12 protein-coding genes are annotated in these 18,858 nt (G+C 55.9%); 8 read left to right on the forward strand and 4 right to left on the reverse strand.

All coding sequences use genetic code 11. The features are described from left to right. Positions 1 to 375 precede the first annotated feature (375 nt). Positions 376 to 1,416, forward strand: a complete 1,041-nt coding sequence (locus tag C173_RS28865) for a LacI family DNA-binding transcriptional regulator (RefSeq protein ID WP_036731728.1) — start codon at positions 376 to 378, stop codon at positions 1,414 to 1,416. 201 nt (positions 1,417 to 1,617) lie between these two features. After that, the gene (locus C173_RS28870) at positions 1,618 to 4,821 is read left to right on the forward strand and encodes an alpha-mannosidase (protein WP_036732132.1); all 3,204 of its coding nucleotides are present in this window, start codon (positions 1,618 to 1,620) and stop codon (positions 4,819 to 4,821) included. 131 nt (positions 4,822 to 4,952) lie between these two features. On the opposite strand, the gene C173_RS28875 is transcribed toward C173_RS28870, so the two are convergent. Both C173_RS28875 and C173_RS28880 read right to left on the reverse strand, forming a co-directional pair. After that, positions 4,953 to 6,698 carry an ABC-F family ATP-binding cassette domain-containing protein gene (locus tag C173_RS28875; RefSeq protein WP_036731730.1) on the reverse strand — a complete coding sequence of 582 codons (1,746 nt, stop codon included), beginning with the start codon at positions 6,696 to 6,698 and terminating at the stop codon, positions 4,953 to 4,955. A gap of 82 nt (positions 6,699 to 6,780) precedes the next feature. Further along, positions 6,781 to 7,689: a helix-turn-helix transcriptional regulator gene (locus C173_RS28880; protein WP_036731732.1), complete on the reverse strand. Its 909-nt coding sequence runs from the start codon at positions 7,687 to 7,689 to the stop codon at positions 6,781 to 6,783. A 157-nt stretch (positions 7,690 to 7,846) separates the two neighbouring features. Here C173_RS28880 and C173_RS28885 point away from each other — a divergent pair, with 157 nt between their 5' ends. The 4 genes from C173_RS28885 (at position 7,847) to C173_RS28900 (ending at position 12,931) form a co-directional block, all read left to right on the forward strand. Further along, the gene (locus C173_RS28885; protein WP_036731735.1) at positions 7,847 to 10,519 is read left to right on the forward strand and encodes a glycoside hydrolase family 78 protein; all 2,673 of its coding nucleotides are present in this window, start codon (positions 7,847 to 7,849) and stop codon (positions 10,517 to 10,519) included. A gap of 292 nt (positions 10,520 to 10,811) precedes the next feature. Further along, complete coding sequence (locus C173_RS28890) at positions 10,812 to 11,213, forward strand: Rrf2 family transcriptional regulator (RefSeq protein WP_036731737.1); 402 nt, start codon at positions 10,812 to 10,814, stop codon at positions 11,211 to 11,213. Between the two features lie 183 nt (positions 11,214 to 11,396). Further along, positions 11,397 to 12,329, forward strand: a complete 933-nt coding sequence (locus C173_RS28895; protein ID WP_051478586.1) for a class I SAM-dependent methyltransferase — start codon at positions 11,397 to 11,399, stop codon at positions 12,327 to 12,329. A 173-nt stretch (positions 12,330 to 12,502) separates the two neighbouring features. Next, positions 12,503 to 12,931: a GreA/GreB family elongation factor gene (locus C173_RS28900; protein WP_036731739.1), complete on the forward strand. Its 429-nt coding sequence runs from the start codon at positions 12,503 to 12,505 to the stop codon at positions 12,929 to 12,931. A 90-nt stretch (positions 12,932 to 13,021) separates the two neighbouring features. Here C173_RS28900 and C173_RS28905 read toward each other — a convergent pair whose 3' ends face one another. After that, positions 13,022 to 14,959 (reverse strand): NAD(+) synthase, encoded by a 1,938-nt coding sequence (locus C173_RS28905; RefSeq protein WP_036731742.1) that lies wholly within the window; start codon positions 14,957 to 14,959, stop codon positions 13,022 to 13,024. Positions 14,960 to 15,151: 192 nt separating this feature from the next. Here C173_RS28905 and C173_RS28910 point away from each other — a divergent pair, with 192 nt between their 5' ends. Continuing rightward, a complete protein-coding gene (locus C173_RS28910) occupies positions 15,152 to 15,991 on the forward strand; it encodes an MBL fold metallo-hydrolase (RefSeq protein WP_155991678.1) in 840 nt (279 codons plus the stop codon). A 3-nt stretch (positions 15,992 to 15,994) separates the two neighbouring features. Here the strand turns inward: C173_RS28910 and C173_RS28915 are convergent, their stop codons facing one another. Beyond that, positions 15,995 to 16,768 (reverse strand): DeoR/GlpR family DNA-binding transcription regulator, encoded by a 774-nt coding sequence (locus C173_RS28915; protein WP_036731747.1) that lies wholly within the window; start codon positions 16,766 to 16,768, stop codon positions 15,995 to 15,997. Between the two features lie 299 nt (positions 16,769 to 17,067). Here C173_RS28915 and C173_RS28920 point away from each other — a divergent pair, with 299 nt between their 5' ends. Continuing rightward, positions 17,068 to 18,855 (forward strand): L-fucose isomerase, encoded by a 1,788-nt coding sequence (locus C173_RS28920; protein WP_036731749.1) that lies wholly within the window; start codon positions 17,068 to 17,070, stop codon positions 18,853 to 18,855. The last annotated feature ends 3 nt before the right edge of the window (positions 18,856 to 18,858 follow it).

Genomic DNA, 18,858 nt, shown 5'->3' on the forward strand with positions numbered 1-18,858 from the left:
AAAAGCAGTCAAGCTTTCCGGTCCGCACCAATGAAGAAGCTAGTAGAGCACCAATGACTTCACTCTTTTAATCCTTCAGGCCTCATCTTGCCCATCCACAATTTAAAGACTGATGTTCTACTAGCATCAATAATTGTAATAGTAACCGGGGTCCGTAGATTGCGTTTTTGCAGTTTACGGGCCTGTTTCCTGTAGTAGATATTCATCTATTTTGAAGATGATTAATAATATGAAATTCTGTGGAGCAGGGGAAGACGCCGGATATTAAAATTCAGGAGACTGGAATTCAGAGGACTAATTTGACTGGCACAGGGATTGGAGAAAACGGTATACATCTTTTAATAACACGTGTTATACTCTCGGTGAGGTGCTGATATGGGTAAAAAAAGAGTAACCAGCTTTGACGTAGCCAAGCGGGCTGGAGTGTCCCGCAGTGTGGTTTCTGCGGTACTGAATGATACTCCCGGCATCGGGGTTGGCGCGGAGACGCGCGAAGCCGTACTGGAAGCCATCCGTGAGCTGAATTACCATGTGGACGCCGGTGCACGCAGTATGAAGACAGGAAAGAGCATGACGCTTGCTGCCTTTGGAGATACGCGCCATCCGTTGTTTACCCGGCTTCTGGAAGGGATGCAGCGGGAGTGTGAGCTCAGCGGGTATCATATACTGCTCTGCTCTCCACGTCATAAGGGAAACGCCAATGGTCGGGCCGAGCTGCTGGAGCTCTATCATCAGCGGAAGATTGACGGGATTGTGACGCTTGATCACACGAGTTATGGTGATATGGAATGGGCAGCCAAGATCGAAGCTGCCGGGATTCCGTATGTTTCAGTGGAAGGGTACGCAGAGGTGCAGGGTGTATATTCGGTATTAGCCGATTATTCAGGCAGTGTGGAGACCGCGCTGAATTATTTGCTGCGGGAAGGTTCAGCGCAGCAGCCTGGTCCGGCCTACGCTGAGATATACCATGGGGATAGCGCGGATAACTGGGCGGAGCGGAACCGCCGCGATGCTTATACCGGCTGGTGCAAGGCACATGGACTGCAGCCCGTGATAATTCAACTGGATGAGCAGCAGGGAGACTGGGCCGGGTGCCTGCAGCAACTGGCGGCGGATAACGGCCGGCCCTATGCGCCGCTGCTGGTCAACTGGTCGAGCGCCATACCCGATCTGTACCGGGCAGCGCACAAGCTTGGCCTGCGCATCGGCGAAGATGTACGGATCATGGCGGCAGACAATACGATTCAGGGCCACCGGCTTAGCCTGCCATCCCTAAGCTGCGTGGAAATCCCCTACGTCAGCATGGGCGAGGAGGCAGTCCGCTGCCTTCTGAAGCAGATGAACGGGGTCATGGAGAAGGAACAGGCGGACAAGATTTGGCTGCCTGCGATATTGCGTGCGGGAGAAAGCGCGTAAGTGCTTGTTTTGATGTTCTTTCTCTGTTGAAATGATGTGTGAAAGCTAGGATTGGGTTCTTTGGAGCTGAGGGATCAGAGGGATAAATCCCTCTGAATCCGCTGGAAGCAGGCCGGGGAGCGGCACCGTCAATTGGTGGCCGGCCGCCATAATTTTTGTTTAATAACACGTGTTATATAAGGGAGGAGAACGGAAATGAATATGTTCTGGACAGAAGAGAAGCTTGGGGCGCGGTTGAGAGAGCTGGAGAGTTACAGGTACCGTGAGGGGATTATGCTTGAGGAGTGGCAGGTTACTGAGGATCTGGAGGGGGCTAATGGTGCCTATCCGCCTGTTCTTGATGGTGACAGGAAGCTGCGGACAGGGGAGCATTGGACCGGCTATGATGCTTATCTGTGGCTGCACCGCAAGGTAACCGTTCCAGCCGAATGGCAGGGGAAACGTGTTGTCGGGCTGTTCGATTTCGGACGTACCGGCGGGGGCAATAACAGCGGGTTCGAATCGCTGCTGTACCTGGACGGGAAGCCTTATCAGGGGGTGGACTCCAACCATCAGGAGGTATTTCTGGAAGACGGCGCGGCTGGGCGGGAGCTGAAATTCACCTTCCGCTTATGGTCAGGCCTGAACGGCGACGGGCAGCTCATCCCGCAGGAGCACAAGATCAAGCGGGCGGAGCTGGCCTATCTGGATGAGTCCACTGACAATCTCTATTATACCGGCCGGGCTGCGCTGGGTACGATCAAGCAGCTACAAGACAGCCAGATTCAGAAGCATGAGCTGCTAACCGCCTTGAACAAGGCCTTTAACAAGCTGGACTGGTCCAGACCCGGAAGCGCGGCGTTCTATGCCTCAGTTCAGGAGGCCGAGTCAAGCCTGCTCGCAGACCTGTCCCGGCTGGAGCAGGAGCATCCCGTAACTGTAACCGCCATCGGCCATACACACATCGATGTGGCCTGGCTGTGGCGGCTTACCCACACCCGGGAGAAAGCGGCCCGCTCCTTCTCCACCGTACTGCGGCTGATGAAGGAGTTCCCGGAGTACATTTTTTTGCAGACCCAGCCTCAGCTCTATGCCTATATCAAGCAGGATTACCCGGAAATTTACAGTGAGATCAAAGAGCGTGTAGAGGAAGGCCGCTGGGAAGCCGGAGGGGCGATGTGGCTGGAAGCGGACTGCAATCTGACGAGCGGTGAGTCGCTGGTGCGGCAGATTCTGTACGGGACGAAGTTTTTCCGCGAGGAGTTCGGGGTGGACTGCAAATATCTATGGCTGCCGGATGTGTTCGGGTATAGCTGGGCGCTGCCGCAGATTCTGCGCAAGTCGGGTATTGACACCTTCATGACCACCAAGATCAGCTGGAGCCAGTACAACCGGATGCCGCATGATACCTTCCAGTGGAGGGGGATTGACGGCAGTGAGGTGCTGACCCACTTCATCACCACACCCGAGGGACCGGATTCGGGGGCCTGGTATTACACCTATAACGGCCTGATCGAGCCTTTCTCTGTGCAGGGCATCTGGGAACAGTACCGGGACAAGAACCTGAACCGTGAGCTGCTGTTGTCCTATGGTTACGGGGACGGGGGCGGCGGTGTTAACCGCGAGATGCTGGAGATGCGGCGGCGGCTGGATACGATGCCGGGTCTTCCACAGGTGAAGACGGGCCGGGCAGCGGAGTACTTCGAGCGTCTCCATGAGACGATAGATGCTACGGAGGAGTATGTGCATACCTGGGACGGGGAGCTATATCTGGAGTACCACCGGGGAACTTATACCAGCCAGGCCTATAATAAAAAAATGAACCGCAAGCTGGAGCTGCTATACCGCGAAGCGGAATGTCTGCAGATGCTCTGGGCGGCGGAGAGCGGCGGATTCGGCCAGTATCCTGCGGACGCGCTCCTGGAAGGCTGGCAGATCATTCTGCGCAACCAGTTCCACGATATTATTCCCGGCTCCTCCATTCATGAGGTGTACCAGGATTCCCGGGTGGAATATGCCGAAGCAGAGCAGCTTGGCCTAGCGGCGCGGACAGCGGCTGTGGAGGGACTTGTCGGTCCCGCGTCTGCGTCTGCCGAAGGTTCGCTTGCGGCGCAAGCAGACCTCCCTCCGGCGGAAGCCCCGGTGCAGACAGAATATACGCTGTTTAACAGCGCATTCTTCACCGCTCCCCGGCTGGCAACTGTGCCTCATGATGCGGAGAATGCTGTCTGGACAGATGCTGAAGGTAACCGGCTTACTGCACAGCGCTCCGGCGGGCAGTGGCTGGTGGAGACGCCGGCGGTCCCGGCAATGGGGAGCGCAGTGATTGTGGCCGCTGAGCCTGGCGGTTCCGAAGCCGCTCAGCCGGAACCTACCGTTCCTTTCCACTGGCAGGATTCCACACTAACGACTCCTTATTATATTCTGGAGTGGAATGCATCTGGACAGCTAAGCCGGATCTTCGACCGCGGCGCGGCACGCGAGGTGCTGGCACCGGGCGAATGCGGCAATGTACTCCAAGTGTTCGAGGATAAGCCGAAGATGTTTGATGCGTGGGATATCGACCTCTTCTACCAGGAGAAAATGCAGGTCATCACCAATCTGCGCTCCGTCAAGCTGACCGAATGCGGCCCGCTCCAGGCGGTGCTGGAATTCGCCTGGAGTTATATGGATTCCTCCATTGTCCAGAAGGTCAAGGTCTATGCCGGAAGCGCGCGGATTGATTTCGAGACCTATGTAGACTGGCATGAGCAGCACCAGTTGCTGAAGGCGGCCTTCCCGGTTGCCGTGAGGGCTACGGAAGCGACCTATGATATCCAGTTCGGCAATGTGAAGCGGCCGACTCACTGGAATACAAGCTGGGATTACGCGCGGTTCGAGAGCGTGGGCCATCAGTGGGCCGATCTGTCGGAGCGGGGCTACGGGGTCAGCCTGCTGAATGACTGCAAATACGGCTATGACATCAAGGATCATACGATGCGGCTGTCGCTGATCAAATCGGCAACCAGCCCTGACCGGCTGGCGGATCAGGGCGAGCATAACTTCACGTATGCGCTGCTTCCGCATGAAGGGGATTGGGTGGCTGCGGGCACGGTGCAGGAAGCATGGGCGCTGAACCAGCCGCTGCTGGCCGTCGAAGGAGCCTACACTGCCGGAGCCGGCAAATCCCTGATCATCTGCGATGCCCCGAACATTGCGATCGATGCTGTGAAGCTGGCCGAAGACGGCAGCGGCTGTATCGTCCGGCTGCATGAGTTCACCGGAACACGCTGCACTGCGAATGTCAGCAGCGATTATTCCGCCGCCTCTTGGCAGGTGTGTGATATGATGGAACGCCCGCTGGATACTGAGGCAGTAGAGGGGCCTGCGATCCGGCTTGATTTCAAGCCTTATGAGATCCATACGGTTCATGTGGCTTTTGCCTGATTCTTGCGTCTGATCTGCCCGTCCAGGCAGGGTAATGCACATCAATAAGGCCGCCATTTCGGCAGGAGAGTTTTCACACACCCTGCCGAAATTGGCGGCCTTTTTTTGAACATATAACTGTTCTTGTCTGCTTACATCAGCTTAATCAGTTCTTCCAGCTCGACTACCAGACTCTTGGCAAGCTCAAAATTATTATCCTTCAGCGCCAGTTCTACCCGGGTCTCGGCTGCTTTCTTCTTCTGCTCCAGCTCCAGATAATCTTTATCGAAATGCCGGGCATAAATCATCTTCTTGAATTTCTTGATCGTCATTTTGCGGACCGTCTTATCGTCAATGATCAGCACATAATCCATCCCGTTGACTACGGAATAGAAGTCATGGGAGATCATAAGAATCGCGCCCTTGTACTCCTGGATGGCTTGGTCCAGCGCGATTTGCGTGTAGGTGTCCAGATGGCTGGTCGGCTCGTCTAGCAGCAGGACATTGGCCTTCAGGGCAGACACCTTGGCCAGCTGTAACAAATTCTTTTCGCCGCCGGACAGGGCTGCTATTCTCTGGTTCACGATCTCGCCTTCAAAGCCGTAGCCTGCCAGATGGGAGCGGATCTCATCATACGTAGCCATCCCGGCCTCGATGAATTCTTCGAGCAGGGTGTTGGAATCGTTCAGCACTTCGCCTTGAAGCTGGGACAGATAAGCTACCGCTGCCTCTGGACTGAGGGTTATAGAGTCGTGCCGGCCCCGCGCAATATCGCGCAGCAGGGTTGTTTTGCCGGTACCGTTCGGACCGATCAGGGCGACTTTATCACCAGCATGCAGCTCGAAGCTAACCTTGTCCAGCAGCAGCTCATCGAAGGCCGCCCGGTAATCCTGGACTGTCACTACAGGAGCGTCAGTGTCCTGCGGCTCATGCACCATCCCCAAATGAATCTGCGGCTGCTTAATGTCCACGAACGGCGCTTTGATTCTGCGGGCCTCCAGTCTTTCCTGGAACTTCACTCTCGCTTTCAGCGCTCTCCCTCTGGAGGCTTCTGAATTATACGTGGCGATCGCCCGGAGGTTGTCGATGATCACATCGTTGCGCTCAATCTCTTCCTGTTCAGCGAGGGCCAGCTCCTGCAGCTCTATTTTGGTCTGAAGGAGGGAGAGGTTGTATTCCAGGTAGCGGCCGTCAAACTCTTGGAGCTCCTTATTCTCCAGGTGAATGATTTTGTTAAAACAATGGTTAAGCAGATAACGGTTGTGCGTAACCACCAGCAGAATTCCCTTATGAGCGTTAATCAGCTGCCGGAGCGCATTCAGGTTCTCGAAGTCCAGGAAGACATCCGGCTCATCCATAATCAGGAAGTCGGGGCGGTTCAGCATTTCCTTCATTACCTGAACAAGCTTGAATTCCCCGCCGCTCAGCTCGGATACCTTGAGATCCCTGCGCTTCATGAGGTCTGCCAGATTCAGCTTTTTATGAATAAGACTCTCGTAATCATCTCCGCCCAAAGCCTCAAAAGCGTCCAGAGCCAGTTGATACTTCTCCAGCAGCGGCTCAATATCCGCCGAGGTCTCCATCTCAGTGCAGATGAGCTGTATTTCCTCCTGTAGCTTAATGAAAGGTCCGGCTATATATTCAAACACGGTGGTGTCTAGAGACTGGTCAGGCTTGGCGAACTGGCTCACATACCCGATGCTGCAATCAGGCTCCATCTCTATTGTACCGTCGAACAAATATCTGTTCCGGTCGATGAGAATATCGATCAGGGTGCTTTTTCCGCTGCCGCTGGTTCCGATAAAAGCGCAATGCTGCGCCTCTTCGAGCGTAAACGAAATGTCAGTGTAGAGCTCTTTTTGCGGGAAGGAGAAGGACAGGTGTTGAACTTTAATCATAGGACTACCTTTCTGTGTAGCTGGAATGGAGTTTACCGTTGATAGCCTAACACTATTTCCTGATAACATCAATGATTCCGCGTTAAAGTTGTTCCTCCGGGTTCACCGCTTCCATCTGTTTCCTTCCCGGTGTTTGCCGGTAGATCCCCGGTGTGGTACCGATAATCCGCTTGAACACCAGATTGAACGTTGACGGATCGCGGTAGCCTACCTGCTCTGCAATGAGGTGAACGGGCGAATTGGGCTGCTGGACCAGCAGCAGACAGCTTTTCTGAATCCGGACGTTCTGCAGGTACCGGTAGAAGGTCTGCCCGGTATGCGCCTTGAATAGCCGCTGAAGATGCCGTTCACTCCAGTCGAAGCTGCGTGAGAGATGCGTCAGGGTAATCTCCTGCACATAGTTCAGGTGGACATAATTCAGAATCTGCAAAAATTGCGTCTGCTTGCCCAACGGAAACTGAATCTCATCATGCTCCAGCCTGTAGATACTGATCAGAAGCTGAATGAACAGGGTCAGCAAATAGCTGTCCGAGCCGCTCTGCGGCAGGTGAAGCTCACGGTGAAGCGCCAGAAACAGGTTCTCTATGGAACCATTCAGATCCGTCAGGGAGAAGGAAGGCAGCCGTTGTTCTCTGATCTGCTCCAGGTAGGAGGCAATCGGCGGGTCTTGAATCACGCAGGCAAGACGGTCCAGCAGCTCCGGCTTAAACAAACAATTGTACACGACGAGCGGCTCGCGCAGAGAGCTGGGTGAAGACGGACGGAAGACATGGGACACGCCGACAGGAATGAAGTGCAGCTGGCCCTTGCCGGTCGGGTGAGCCTTCTGGCCGATATAATGAAAGCCTTTGCCCTCGGCCACGAAGGTCAGCTCCATGAAGTCATGGGAGTGAAGCGGAAGATCATAGGTCTCGGTAGCGCGGTTCACATATAACAGGAGATTGCCCCGGAAGAAATACTCCCCTTTTAGCGTATGGTTGGCCGAATCCATCAGTTCCCTCCTCCAGATGGCATAAAGTCCTTTTTACCCCGGTGAAATGTCCATATTGCAGGTCATGCAAACCAAGCGGAATCCTATAATTGTAATAGAAAGCGCATCATATATACAGGTATACAGGATTAATCCTATAAAAGGTGAGGTGTATTCAATGATAGCTATCCAAAAACCGCGAGTGGAGTATAAGGAGAATCCGCTGGGGCTGGATATCCGTAATCCAAGAATCAGCTGGCAGGTGAGTGCGGATGAGCGGGATGTAAGGCAGCAGGCATATCAATTACAGGTGGCAGGCGCGGCGGACTTCGGGAGCGTATGGTGGGATTCGGGCAGAGTGGAGTCCGGTGAATCTCTCCATATCGAGCTGAAGGGGCTGGAGCTGCAGTCCAGGACGCGTTATTATTACCGGGTGAAAATATGGGATCAGCACAATCGTCCCACGGAATGGTCCGAAGCAGCCTGGTGGGAGATGGGGCTGCTCTCGCCGGAGGAGTGGACCGCTGAATGGATTACGGCTCCGCTGGCCTGCCTTGCGGAAGACGCAGAGCAAAGCCCGCTGCTACGCGGGAACTTCCAGGTGGACCGGCCGCTCGCCCGGGCCCGGATCTATGTGACCAGTCTCGGGCTGTATGAGCTGGAGCTGAACGGAGCGCGGGTCGGAGACACTTATCTCAATCCTGGTTGGACCAGTTACAGCCATCGCTTGCAATACCAGACGTATGATGTGACCCCGCTGCTTACCCTTGGGGACAATTCGGCTGGTGCCTGGCTTGGGAACGGCTGGTACAAAGGGAATCTCGGCTGGGAGCACAGGAAGCATATCTATGGCAGCCGCACAGCGCTGCTGTTGCAGCTTCATCTCACTTATGAGGACGGCACGGAGCATATCATAGGGAGCGGCCCGCAGTGGAAGGTGTTGCCCGGCCCGCTGCTGATGTCGGAGCTGTATCACGGGGAAACCTATGACGCCCGCCTGGCGCAGCACGGCTTCAGCTTGCCGGGGTATGACGACACGTTGTGGACACCGCCGGAGATTCTTCCGTATGCCAAGAATATTTTGCTCGCCCAGGAGAATGATCCGGTCCGGGCGATCCAGGAATTGGCACCTGTTGCTCTCATCCGCACCCCGGCAGGGGAGACGGTGCTCGATATGGGCCAGAATATGGTCGGCTGGCTGCGGTTCACCGTAGATGGCGCGGCGGGTCAGGAGTATCAGCTGCGGCATTTCGAGGTGCTGGACCAGGGGGGCAATGTGTATACCGACAACCTCCGGACGGCCAGGCAGACCGTTACTTATATCGCCCGTGGCGGAGGCAGGGAGAGCTTCCAGCCGCGTTTTACCTTCCAGGGCTTCCGGTATGTGCAGCTAATCGGCTTCCCGGACCCGCTGAATCTGCAGGACTTCACAGGCGTGGTGCTGCATTCGGATATGGAGCCGACTGGCACCTTCATTTGCTCCAATGCACTGCTGAACCAGCTCCAGCACAACATTCTCTGGGGGCAAAAGGGCAATTTCGTCGATGTGCCGACCGACTGCCCGCAGCGTGACGAACGGTTAGGGTGGACCGGGGACGCGCAGATGTTCATCCGCACCTCGGCGTATCTGATGAATGTGGCGCCCTTTTTCAGCAAATGGCTCAAAGACCTGTCTGCGGATCAGCGGGAGGACGGCGGTGTCCCGTACGTGATTCCGCATGTGCTGGATGAGAATTCGCATTCCTCTGCGGCCTGGGGCGATGCGGCGGTAATCTGTCCGTGGACGATCTACCAGTGTTATGGGGATAAGCGGATTCTGGAGCAGCAGTACAGCAGCATGCAGGGCTGGGTGGAGTATATCCGCCGCCAGGGGACGGAGGAGTTCCTGTGGAATACCGGCAACCATTTCGGTGACTGGCTGGGGCTGGATTCCAAGCCGGACAGTCATGTGGGTGCTACGGACAGAAATTATATCGCAACAGCCTTCTATGCCTATTCGGTCCAGCTGATGGAGAAGACGGCGAAGGTGCTGGGCCGGGCAGAAGATGTAGAGGAATACTCGCAGCTTCATAGCCGGGTCAAGGATGCGTTCAACCAAGCGTATATCATACCAGCGGGGGAGGAAGGTCCAGCTACCCAAACAGCCTGTGTGCTGGCGCTAATGTTCGGACTGGTGGAAGGAAGTGCAAAGGACCGCACGGTTGCGAGACTTGTCCAGCTGCTGGAAGCGAGCGGGTATCACCTTACGACAGGCTTCGTCGGCACACCATACTTAAATCTGGTGCTGGCGGATGCGGGACATTACGAGGCTGCCTACAAGCTGCTGCTCCAGATGGACTATCCATCCTGGCTGTATCAGATTACACAAGGCGCAACTACGATCTGGGAGCACTGGGACGGGATTAAGGAGGATGGCAGCTTCTGGAGCAAGGAGATGAATTCCTTCAATCACTATGCTTACGGGGCGGTAGGGGATTTCCTGTACCGCCATGTGGCCGGGATCGAGCAGACAGAGGAAGGGCCGGGCTATAAGCAGTTCCTGATCCAGCCGCATCCGGGAGGCGGACTGACCTCGGCTGCCGCCAGTCTGGAATCCATGTACGGGACGATCCGCTCCGAATGGACGATAGATTCCGGGACAATCGGGCTGATCGCCGTGATTCCCCCGAATACCTCAGCTACGGTGCTGTTGCCGGACGCCTTGCTGGCCGAAGTGTCGGAGACAGGAATGGCGGCCGGGCAGCCGCTTGAGCAGGTCCCAGGCATTCATTCCGCTGAGCAGCTGGCACAGGTGGTGAAGGTTACACTTGGCTCGGGGGAATACAGATTCCAGTACCCTTTGCGGAAGTAAGTGGCGTGTAGACGGGCTATTTCAGCCATTGATAATGCTGCGATGCAGAGCCCTCGGGAGTACGGGGCTCTGTTTTTTTTTTGCGGCGCGTGGGCTGGATGTAGGCGAAAAACCGAACACAATGCGCCGAGGCGGACGTAAGCGGGCTGTCTAAAGGACAACAAATCCGTACCCACTTGTTATCTTTCCCCATCCCCCCTCCCGGTGCTTGCAATCTCCCTGCATAAGGGCTATCATAGACAAATGAAGTCTGTAATTGCGGACATAGTCCATAGGTAAGGTGGAATAAGACATGAAGTACTCCAAAGCAACGAACTACGCCCTGCACACGATGCTGTTCCTGGTGGCGCACACTCCCGATAAGCCGATGGGCGTTCAGCAGCTTGCCGAGCGGCAGAATGTATCGCCAACGTATTTATCCAAGATTCTGACCAAGCTGGTCAAGGCCGGGCTTATCGAGTCTGCATCCGGTGCGAATGGCGGGTATCGTCTGCGGCGCAAGGGGAACGAAATCTCGTTCCTGGATATCATCCATGCCATTGAAGGCACAGCGTCGCTGTTTGACTGCGCCCTGGACCATCCCAGCGAGTGTCTGATTCAGCAGGAGATGGTCAAGGCCGAAGGGCAGATGGAAGACTATTTGCGTAACAAAATGATGTCCGAGCTTGCCGGGAAAATGCTGTCCATGCATTAAGCTATGGCATCTTGCTGCGTCAAACTGTGTGCTGCTATTTCCCGCTGCAACGGATACCGTCCCTTCAGGGGCGGTATAGCCGTTGCAACTTAGCGGGTATTATAGATATTCAAAATCTTTTAAGTCTGTGTAATTGTATTGCAGTTAAGACAATCAAGACACTCAGGAGAGGATGAATTAGTAATGAATAACGGATTATTCGATGCAAGCGTATGGGAGAAGGCCTGGAAGGAAGATCCCAAGGCAATGGCCAACAAGTTCAAGGCGATGGGCATGAACCCGCACACGAGCTTCGATCATAAAGCGCAGGTGTTCAATGAAGAGGTATTCAGCAGTGCCGGGCGGGACCGGAGTGAGCGGATTATCGGCTGGATGGAAGGCCAGGGTGTGGATTTTAACGGGTTGACTGTTCTCGATGTGGGGGCGGCTTCGGGCGGGTTCACGGTTCCTTTTATCGAGCGGGGGGCCAAGGTTACAGCAGTAGAGCCTAATGTTCCCTTGGCGGAGCTGTTCCTGAAGAACACGGCCGGAGCGGCTACGGGACAGGTGGAGCTGGTGCATGAAGCATTCGAGAATATCGACATTGCCGCGCGGGGCTGGCTGAATGCCTTCGATCTGGTCTTCGTGTCCATGTGTCCTGCGGTCTTCGACTGGGAGAGCACGGAGAAGGTGATCAGCTGTGCCCGGAAATACTGTTATATCAGCACCTCGGCAGGTGTGCAGGAGCATAGCCTGATGAATGAAGTATTGCCGCTGCTGACGGGCCGGGAGGTTCATGCAGAGTCCTCGGATATGGCTTATCTGACTCAATTATTATATTTGAAGGGCTATTCCTATGAGACGATCATTACCCGCGAAGCGAAAAGCAAGGAGCTATCACTGGAGGCAGCAGCCGCAGAGGTGATGGAGATGCTGCCGCTGCATCATCTGGATGGGGGAGAGGCTACCCGCAAGGCAGTTACGGATTATCTGCACACGGCATACCCGCAGCAGCAAGTCGTTGTCCGCCAAGGCGGACGGTTCGGCAAGGTGCTGATCAAGCTGCAGGACCTGAATATGTACAGCCGGGCCGTTGCCGGAACGTCCGGGAAATCTGCCGATTCTGTGAAGCGTTGAACCGGAGCGCGCCATCCCCTGCACATGAGATTGTCTTTCCCGGGAAAGATGCTATCATAGAGAATAGGTCCCTGCGCGGGATCTATTTTCTTATATGGGAGGACTGAGGGCTATGAGCAGGAACAAGCGTATTTTCGAGCATGACCTGATGAAGAAGGTAGGTGAAATCTACTATGAGCCATAGTCTCAGAACAGTTTCCTTACGCGAGGAGCTGGTGCAGCAGCTGGTCTATCTCGATGAGCATAAATTCTCCATTCTGGACAGGGGAACATGGGAGTCCCCGGCTGAGCGGGCAGAGGTACAGGCGATGATCAAGCGTTATCAGGAGACGGTGGAGCGGATTCTGTCCGGTGACAACGATGCGCTAGAGCGTTCTATGGTGCTGGTCGGGTCCCGGGTGTCGCTGCGGATCGGCCAGGAGACGCTTGATGAGCCGTACCGGATTGTCATCCCCGGTGAAGCCGAGCTGGATGAATTCTGCATCTCACTCTGGTCGCCCATGGGCAGAGGGCTGATTCTGGCGTGCCCGGGAGAGACGGTAACGATTCAGACTCCGTTCGGCAGCGATGAAGTCTTGATTCTTGATAATCGGTACGAGTGAAGCAGATTGCTGACAAAAGAGGCGTCCCTGATCATCCTGCGATGATGGGGGACGCCTCTTTGCCTTAGGCCATGCTGCTGCGGCCAGGAGCTACAGTTCTTCGATTTCCTGCAGCCAGAGCGCGGCGGAAGCATCGCTTGGCATGCGCCAGTCGCCGCGCGGCGAGAGGCTGACCGTACCGACCTTCGGTCCGTCCGGCAGGCAGGAGCGCTTGAACTGCTGGGTGAAGAAGCGGGTGACGAACACCTTCAGCCAGGCGGTTAGCTGCTCCTTAGGATAGGCTTCGCCGAAGGCGTGCTGGGCGAGATAGAGCATTTTGCCGGGAGAAGCGCCTGTACGCAGCATGTAATACAGGAAGAAGTCATGCACAATGTAAGGGCCCAGAATATTCTCGGTCAGCTGGACAATCTCTCCGGTTGCCGAAGGTGGCAGCAGCTCCGGGCTGATTCCGGTCTCGATAATGCTGTAGAGATACTTGCTCACCGTCTCGTGTGCTTCGTGGTCTGCATACCAGGCGACAACATACTGGATCAGCGTCTTCGGAATGCCCGAATTCACGCTGTACATCGACATATGGTCGCCGTTATAGGTACACCAGCCCAGCGCCAGCTCGGACAGGTCGCCCGTGCCGATGACAATCCCGCCGTTCTTGTTGGCGAGGTCCATCAGAATCTGGGTACGCTCGCGGGCTTGTACGTTCTCGTATGTCAGGTCATGCACCTCGGGGTCGTGGCCGATGTCCGCGAAATGCTGGAGGCAGGCCGCCTTGATGTCAACGACCTTCATCGAGGCGCCGAGTGCCTTGATCAAGCCTACCGCGTTGTCGTACGTGCGGCTGGTCGTGCCGAAGCCCGGCATTGTGACCGCCAGCACATCACTGGCCGGACGCCCGAGCAGCTCCATAGCCCGCACGGCAACCAGCAGCGCAAGCGTAGAGTCGAGGCCGCCGGAGATGCCGATCACAGCCTGCTTGGTGCCGATGTGGCGGATGCGCTTCATCAGACCGGAGGTCTGGATCGAGAGAATCTCCTGGCAGCGTTCGTCCCGCTGGAGCGGATTGCCCGGCACGAACGGGTTGACGCCTACGCTTCGTTTCAGCTCCCGCCGGGTGCTGCTGCTGAGCGGCGCAGCGTAGAGAATCTCGCGGTAATTGCGTCCGCCCTTGCCGGCCCGGAACGTTCCCATCACGGTGCGGGAATACTGCATCCGCGGCAGGTCAATGTCGGCGGTAATCATCCGGCTCTCGTGGGTGAAGCGTTCCGATTCGGCCAGCAGCTGGCCGTTCTCCGCGATCAGCGAATGTCCGCCGAAGACAACGTCTGTTGTCGACTCGCCGGTATTACAGCTGGCATAGACATAACCGGCCACACAGGAGGCAGACTGACTGCCGACCAGCTGGCGGCGGTAATCAGCCTTGCCGACCAGCTCGTTGCTGGCCGACGGGTTGAACAGCAGCGTGGCCCCGGCCTGGGCCAGCAGGCTGCTTGGCGGCACCGGCACCCAGAGATCCTCGCAGATCTCCACACCGAACGACAGGTTCCCGTCACTCTCACAGGCAAAAATCAGATCATTGCCCACCGGCACCGCCGATCCGCCGATCCGCAGCTCGGTCACCTCCAGCTCCTCGGCTCCGGCGAACCAGCGCGGCTCATAGAATTCGCTGTAGCCGGGAATGCAGGTCTTGACCACAATCCCGAGAATCCGGCCCTGCTGGAGGACAGCGGCACAGTTAAACAGCCTGCTCTTGATGGAGACCGGCAGACCGGCAATGACAATCATCCGGTGCTCTGCCGTTGCGGCTGTAATCCGCAGCAGCGCCTGCATCGCGGATTCCAGCAGCCGGGGCTGGAGGAACAGGTCCGCACAGCTGTAGCCGGTGATGCACAGCTCCGGGAGTACCAGGTACTCCACCTCCTGGGTGCTGGCTGTATTGATGGCTTCAATTATCTGGTCTGCATTGAATACGCAGTCGGCCACCCGGAGTTCCGGGGAAGCGGCGGCGACTCTTGCGAATCCGTAATTCTGCATTCATTTCACCTGTCCTTTATCTGTCCATTATAGAAGTAGACTATCTAATAATTGTACCCATGAAATGGCATTGGTAACAAGCAGGGATTATCACAAGCGCTTCCATTTGTCTTCTCGCGGGTATAAACTAAACAGGGATGAAACAGCCAGCTATGATGAATGAGCGATAGAAGAGGAAGGGAGCAACCCGCTATGCCATTAGCAGGACCAGAATTAATCGAAGAAATCCGCAGCACAGAGGTGCCTTACGGCTGCCTGGCGGTCTGGTTTCTCGGACAAGCCAGCGTTATTGTCAAGGGCGCAGATGTAACCGTATATATTGACCCGTATGTATCACCGAATCCGGACCGCAGCTTCCCGCCGCCGGTTGCACCGGCAGATATTAAGAATATGGAGGTCTGCCTGATTACCCACGACCATTCGGATCATCTGGATGAGGAGGCCCTGCCCGTGCTTGCCGGGCTGAATCCGCAGGCGCAGTTCATGGCTCCGGCGGTCTGCCTGGAGCGTCTGCAGGAGCTGGGCATCGGCAAGGAGCAGCTGACCGCTGCCTTGCCTCCCGGTGAAGCAGAGCCTGCAAGCGGGCTGAAGGTCATTCCCGTTGCAGCGGCGCACGAACAGCTGGACTGCGATGAACAGGGCAATCCCAAGTATGTCGGCTACATTCTGGAGCTGAACGGGGTGACGCTCTATCATGCCGGGGACACCGTGCTGTTCCCTGAGCTGATTGAGGAGGTAGGTAGCCGCAAGATCGATCTGGCGCTGCTGCCGATTAACGGACGCGACTATTACCGGGGAAGCCGCAATATCGTCGGCAATATGAATTACCGGGAAGCGGCGGAATTTGCGGCAACCTCAGGCTTTGAGACCGTGGTTCCGCTGCATTATGACCTGTTCGCCGGCAACACCGAGAATCCGGGCTATTTCGTGGATTACCTGTACCGCCACTTCCCGGAGCAGAAGTTCCATATGATGGCCAGAGCGGAACGGTTCGTGTACGTGTCGGCGCAGGCTTTTAAGCGTGAGCATTAAGACTTATTGTGAATCCGCAGGATAGAGCAGGGAGATCTGATACTTGGCAAGGAACTCCATCCATTCCTCAGACGGCCGCTGATCGGTGACGATATAATCGACCTTGTCGAAGCTGAACAGCCGGATGAAGGCGATCCGGTCGAACTTGGAATGGTCAGCCAGCAGGACCACCTTGCTCGCCTGCTGCTGCATCAGCACCTTAAGCTCGGTCTCCGCCTCGTTGGAATCACAGAGTCCGCCGTTCATGGAGAGTGCCTTGCAGCTGAAAATAGCCACATCCACATTATATTTCAGGATGGTCTGCGAGGCCGTAGGCCCTACGAAAGAGCTGGTCTCCGGCCCGAGCAGGCCCCCCGTGGAGATGAGCTTTTGCCCGGAATGCTGGAATTCTGACAATACCGCCAGGGAATTGGTGATGATGGTCAGATTTTTTTTGTCCTCGACGATTCTCCGCAAGCCTTCAAAAGCCGTTGTGCTGGTGTCCGTCATCACACTGTCCCCGTCATTAATCAGCTCCAGCAACCTTGCCGCAATCATCCGCTTCGCTTCAATGTTGACCTGATGCCTGTGCGAGTAGGAAGGGTCCTCGTTGGTGTGGACGTTCAGAATCGCCCCGCCGTAATTCTTCTTGGCAATGCCCTCCTTGTCCAGCCGGTCGAGATCGCGCCGGATCGTCTCCTCCGATACACCGAATTTCTGCGCCAGATCCGCAACGTGAACCTTCTTATGCCTGTAGAGCTCATTAATGACCAGATCCCGCCGTTCAAAAGCCTTCATATTATGCCCACCCTTACGTTATGTAGTTGTATACAGTTTACTATAATCTGCTGCCTAACATAAATCCCGCAATCACAGAGGATTCCACAGTTTAACGTCATTATATCACACAAAACCACATAACAACCAAAATTAATGTGTGGAATAGTGTTGACTTTGCAGGTGAGTGATTCTATGATGTAGAGGAAATGGAAAGCCTGCGGCGAAAGACAAGAGGGTGCAGACCGCAGAGGCTGTATTTGGTAGCGCTTACTAATCGGAGCTATAGCTCCAGTGTAATGTTCTCATACCATTAACTAATGATCCGGGGAGGAACAGCAGTGACAGCAAAATATCCGAAGATTGGAATCCGGCCGACAATTGACGGCAGAAGACGCGGGGTGCGCGAATCGCTGGAGGCGCAGACGATGGGCATGGCGCAGCGCGTGGCGGCATTTTTGCAGGAGAATGTAAGGTATCCGGATGGTTCACAGGTGGAGTGTATCATTGCCGATTCTACGATTGGCGGCGTGAAGGAGGCTGCTGCGGCGGCGCAGAAGTTCGCGGGTGCAGGTGTAGGCGTATCCATTACAGTCACCCCGTGCTGGTGCTATGGATCGGAAACGATGGACATGGATGCGACAATTCCGCTTGCGGTATGGGGTTTCAACGGAACGGAGCGCCCCGGGGCGGTATATCTGGCGGCAGTTCTGTCTGCTTATGCGCAAAAAGGCATTCCGGCCTTCGGCATCTACGGAGAGGATGTCCAGGAATCCAGCAGCGAGGAGATCCCGGCGGATGTTCAGGTGAAGCTGCTGCAATTCGCGAAGTCCGCGCTGGCGGCTGCTCTGATGAAGGGGAAGTCCTATCTGTCGATGGGCTCCGTGTCTATGGGGATTGCCGGTTCCATCGTCAACGAGCAGTTCTTCCAGGAATATCTCGGCATGCGCAATGAATATATCGATATGTCTGAATTTGTACGCAGATTTGAGGAAGGGATCTATGATCCCGAGGAGTTCGCGCGGGCGCTGGCCTGGGTGAAGGACAACTGCCGTGTGGGGGCGGATAATAACCCGCAGCATCTGCAGCTCAGTGAAGAGGTTAAGGAAGAGCAGTGGGAGACGGTTGTCAAAATGACGCTGATTGCCCGTGATCTCATGACCGGCAATCCGCAGCTTGCAAAGCTTGGCTTCGAAGAAGAAGCGGGTGGTCACAATGCCCTGCTGGGCGGCTTCCAGGGCCAGCGGCAATGGACCGACCATTTCCCGAACGGCGACTTCATGGAGACGATTCTGAACTCCTCGTTCGACTGGAACGGCAGACGGGCACCTTATATCGTCGCCACCGAGAATGACAGCCTGAACGGGGTAACGATGCTGTTCAATTATCTGCTGACGAATACGGCGCAGATCTTTGCCGATGTGCGCACCTTCTGGAGTCCGGCTGCCGTGAAGCGAGTGACCGGGTATGACCTTGCGGGAGCGGCGGCAGGCGGTCTGCTGCATCTGATTAATTCGGGCTCGGCAGCGCTGGACGGCACCGGCGAGCAGAGCATTGACGGCAAGCCGGCGATCAAGCCGTTCTGGGACATCACGGATGAAGAGGCAGCTGCCTGTATCGCACAGACCCAGTTCCGCCCGGCTTCCCAGGAATATTTCCGGGGAGGCGGCTTCTCCACGGACTACCTGACCCGGGGCGGCATGCCGGTCACCATGGCCCGGCTCAATCTGGTCAAGGGTCTGGGACCTGTGCTCCAGCTGGTAGAGGGCTATACTGTTGAGCTGCCGGGAGAGGTTCATGAAACGCTCGACCAGCGCACAGACCCTACCTGGCCGACAACTTGGTTCGCTCCGAAGCTGACCGGCAAGGGCTCGTTCCAGTCTGTCTACGATGTGATGAACAATTGGGGTGCCAATCACGGGGCGATCAGCTACGGACATATTGGCGCAGAGCTCATTACGCTGGCCTCGATCCTGCGGATTCCGGTCAGTATGCATAACGTGGAAGAAACGCGGATTTTCCGCCCGCGCGTCTGGTCGCTGTTCGGCACAGAGAATCTGGAGAGTGCCGATTACAGAGCCTGCCGCAACTTTGGCCCGCTCTACTAATCC

It is taken from the genome of Paenibacillus sp. FSL R7-277 (genome assembly GCF_000517965.1).
GTDB lineage: Bacteria > Bacillota > Bacilli > Paenibacillales > Paenibacillaceae > Paenibacillus_AQ > Paenibacillus_AQ silagei.

Excerpts from the sequence above, each read along its gene's own strand:
- C173_RS28865 (WP_036731728.1), top strand. The coding sequence starts at position 376 with ATGGGTAAAAAAAGAGTAACCAGCTTTGACGTAGCCAAGCGGGCTGGA.
- C173_RS28870 (WP_036732132.1), top strand. The coding sequence starts at position 1,618 with ATGTTCTGGACAGAAGAGAAGCTTGGGGCGCGGTTGAGAGAGCTGGAG.
- C173_RS28875 (WP_036731730.1), bottom strand. The coding sequence starts at position 6,698 with ATGATTAAAGTTCAACACCTGTCCTTCTCCTTCCCGCAAAAAGAGCTC.
- C173_RS28880 (WP_036731732.1), bottom strand. The coding sequence starts at position 7,689 with ATGGATTCGGCCAACCATACGCTAAAAGGGGAGTATTTCTTCCGGGGC.
- C173_RS28885 (WP_036731735.1), top strand. The coding sequence starts at position 7,847 with ATGATAGCTATCCAAAAACCGCGAGTGGAGTATAAGGAGAATCCGCTG.
- C173_RS28890 (WP_036731737.1), top strand. The coding sequence starts at position 10,812 with ATGAAGTACTCCAAAGCAACGAACTACGCCCTGCACACGATGCTGTTC.
- C173_RS28895 (WP_051478586.1), top strand. The coding sequence starts at position 11,397 with ATGAATAACGGATTATTCGATGCAAGCGTATGGGAGAAGGCCTGGAAG.
- C173_RS28900 (WP_036731739.1), top strand. The coding sequence starts at position 12,503 with ATGAGCCATAGTCTCAGAACAGTTTCCTTACGCGAGGAGCTGGTGCAG.
- C173_RS28905 (WP_036731742.1), bottom strand. The coding sequence starts at position 14,959 with ATGCAGAATTACGGATTCGCAAGAGTCGCCGCCGCTTCCCCGGAACTC.
- C173_RS28910 (WP_155991678.1), top strand. The coding sequence starts at position 15,152 with ATGCCATTAGCAGGACCAGAATTAATCGAAGAAATCCGCAGCACAGAG.
- C173_RS28915 (WP_036731747.1), bottom strand. The coding sequence starts at position 16,768 with ATGAAGGCTTTTGAACGGCGGGATCTGGTCATTAATGAGCTCTACAGG.
- C173_RS28920 (WP_036731749.1), top strand. The coding sequence starts at position 17,068 with ATGATCCGGGGAGGAACAGCAGTGACAGCAAAATATCCGAAGATTGGA.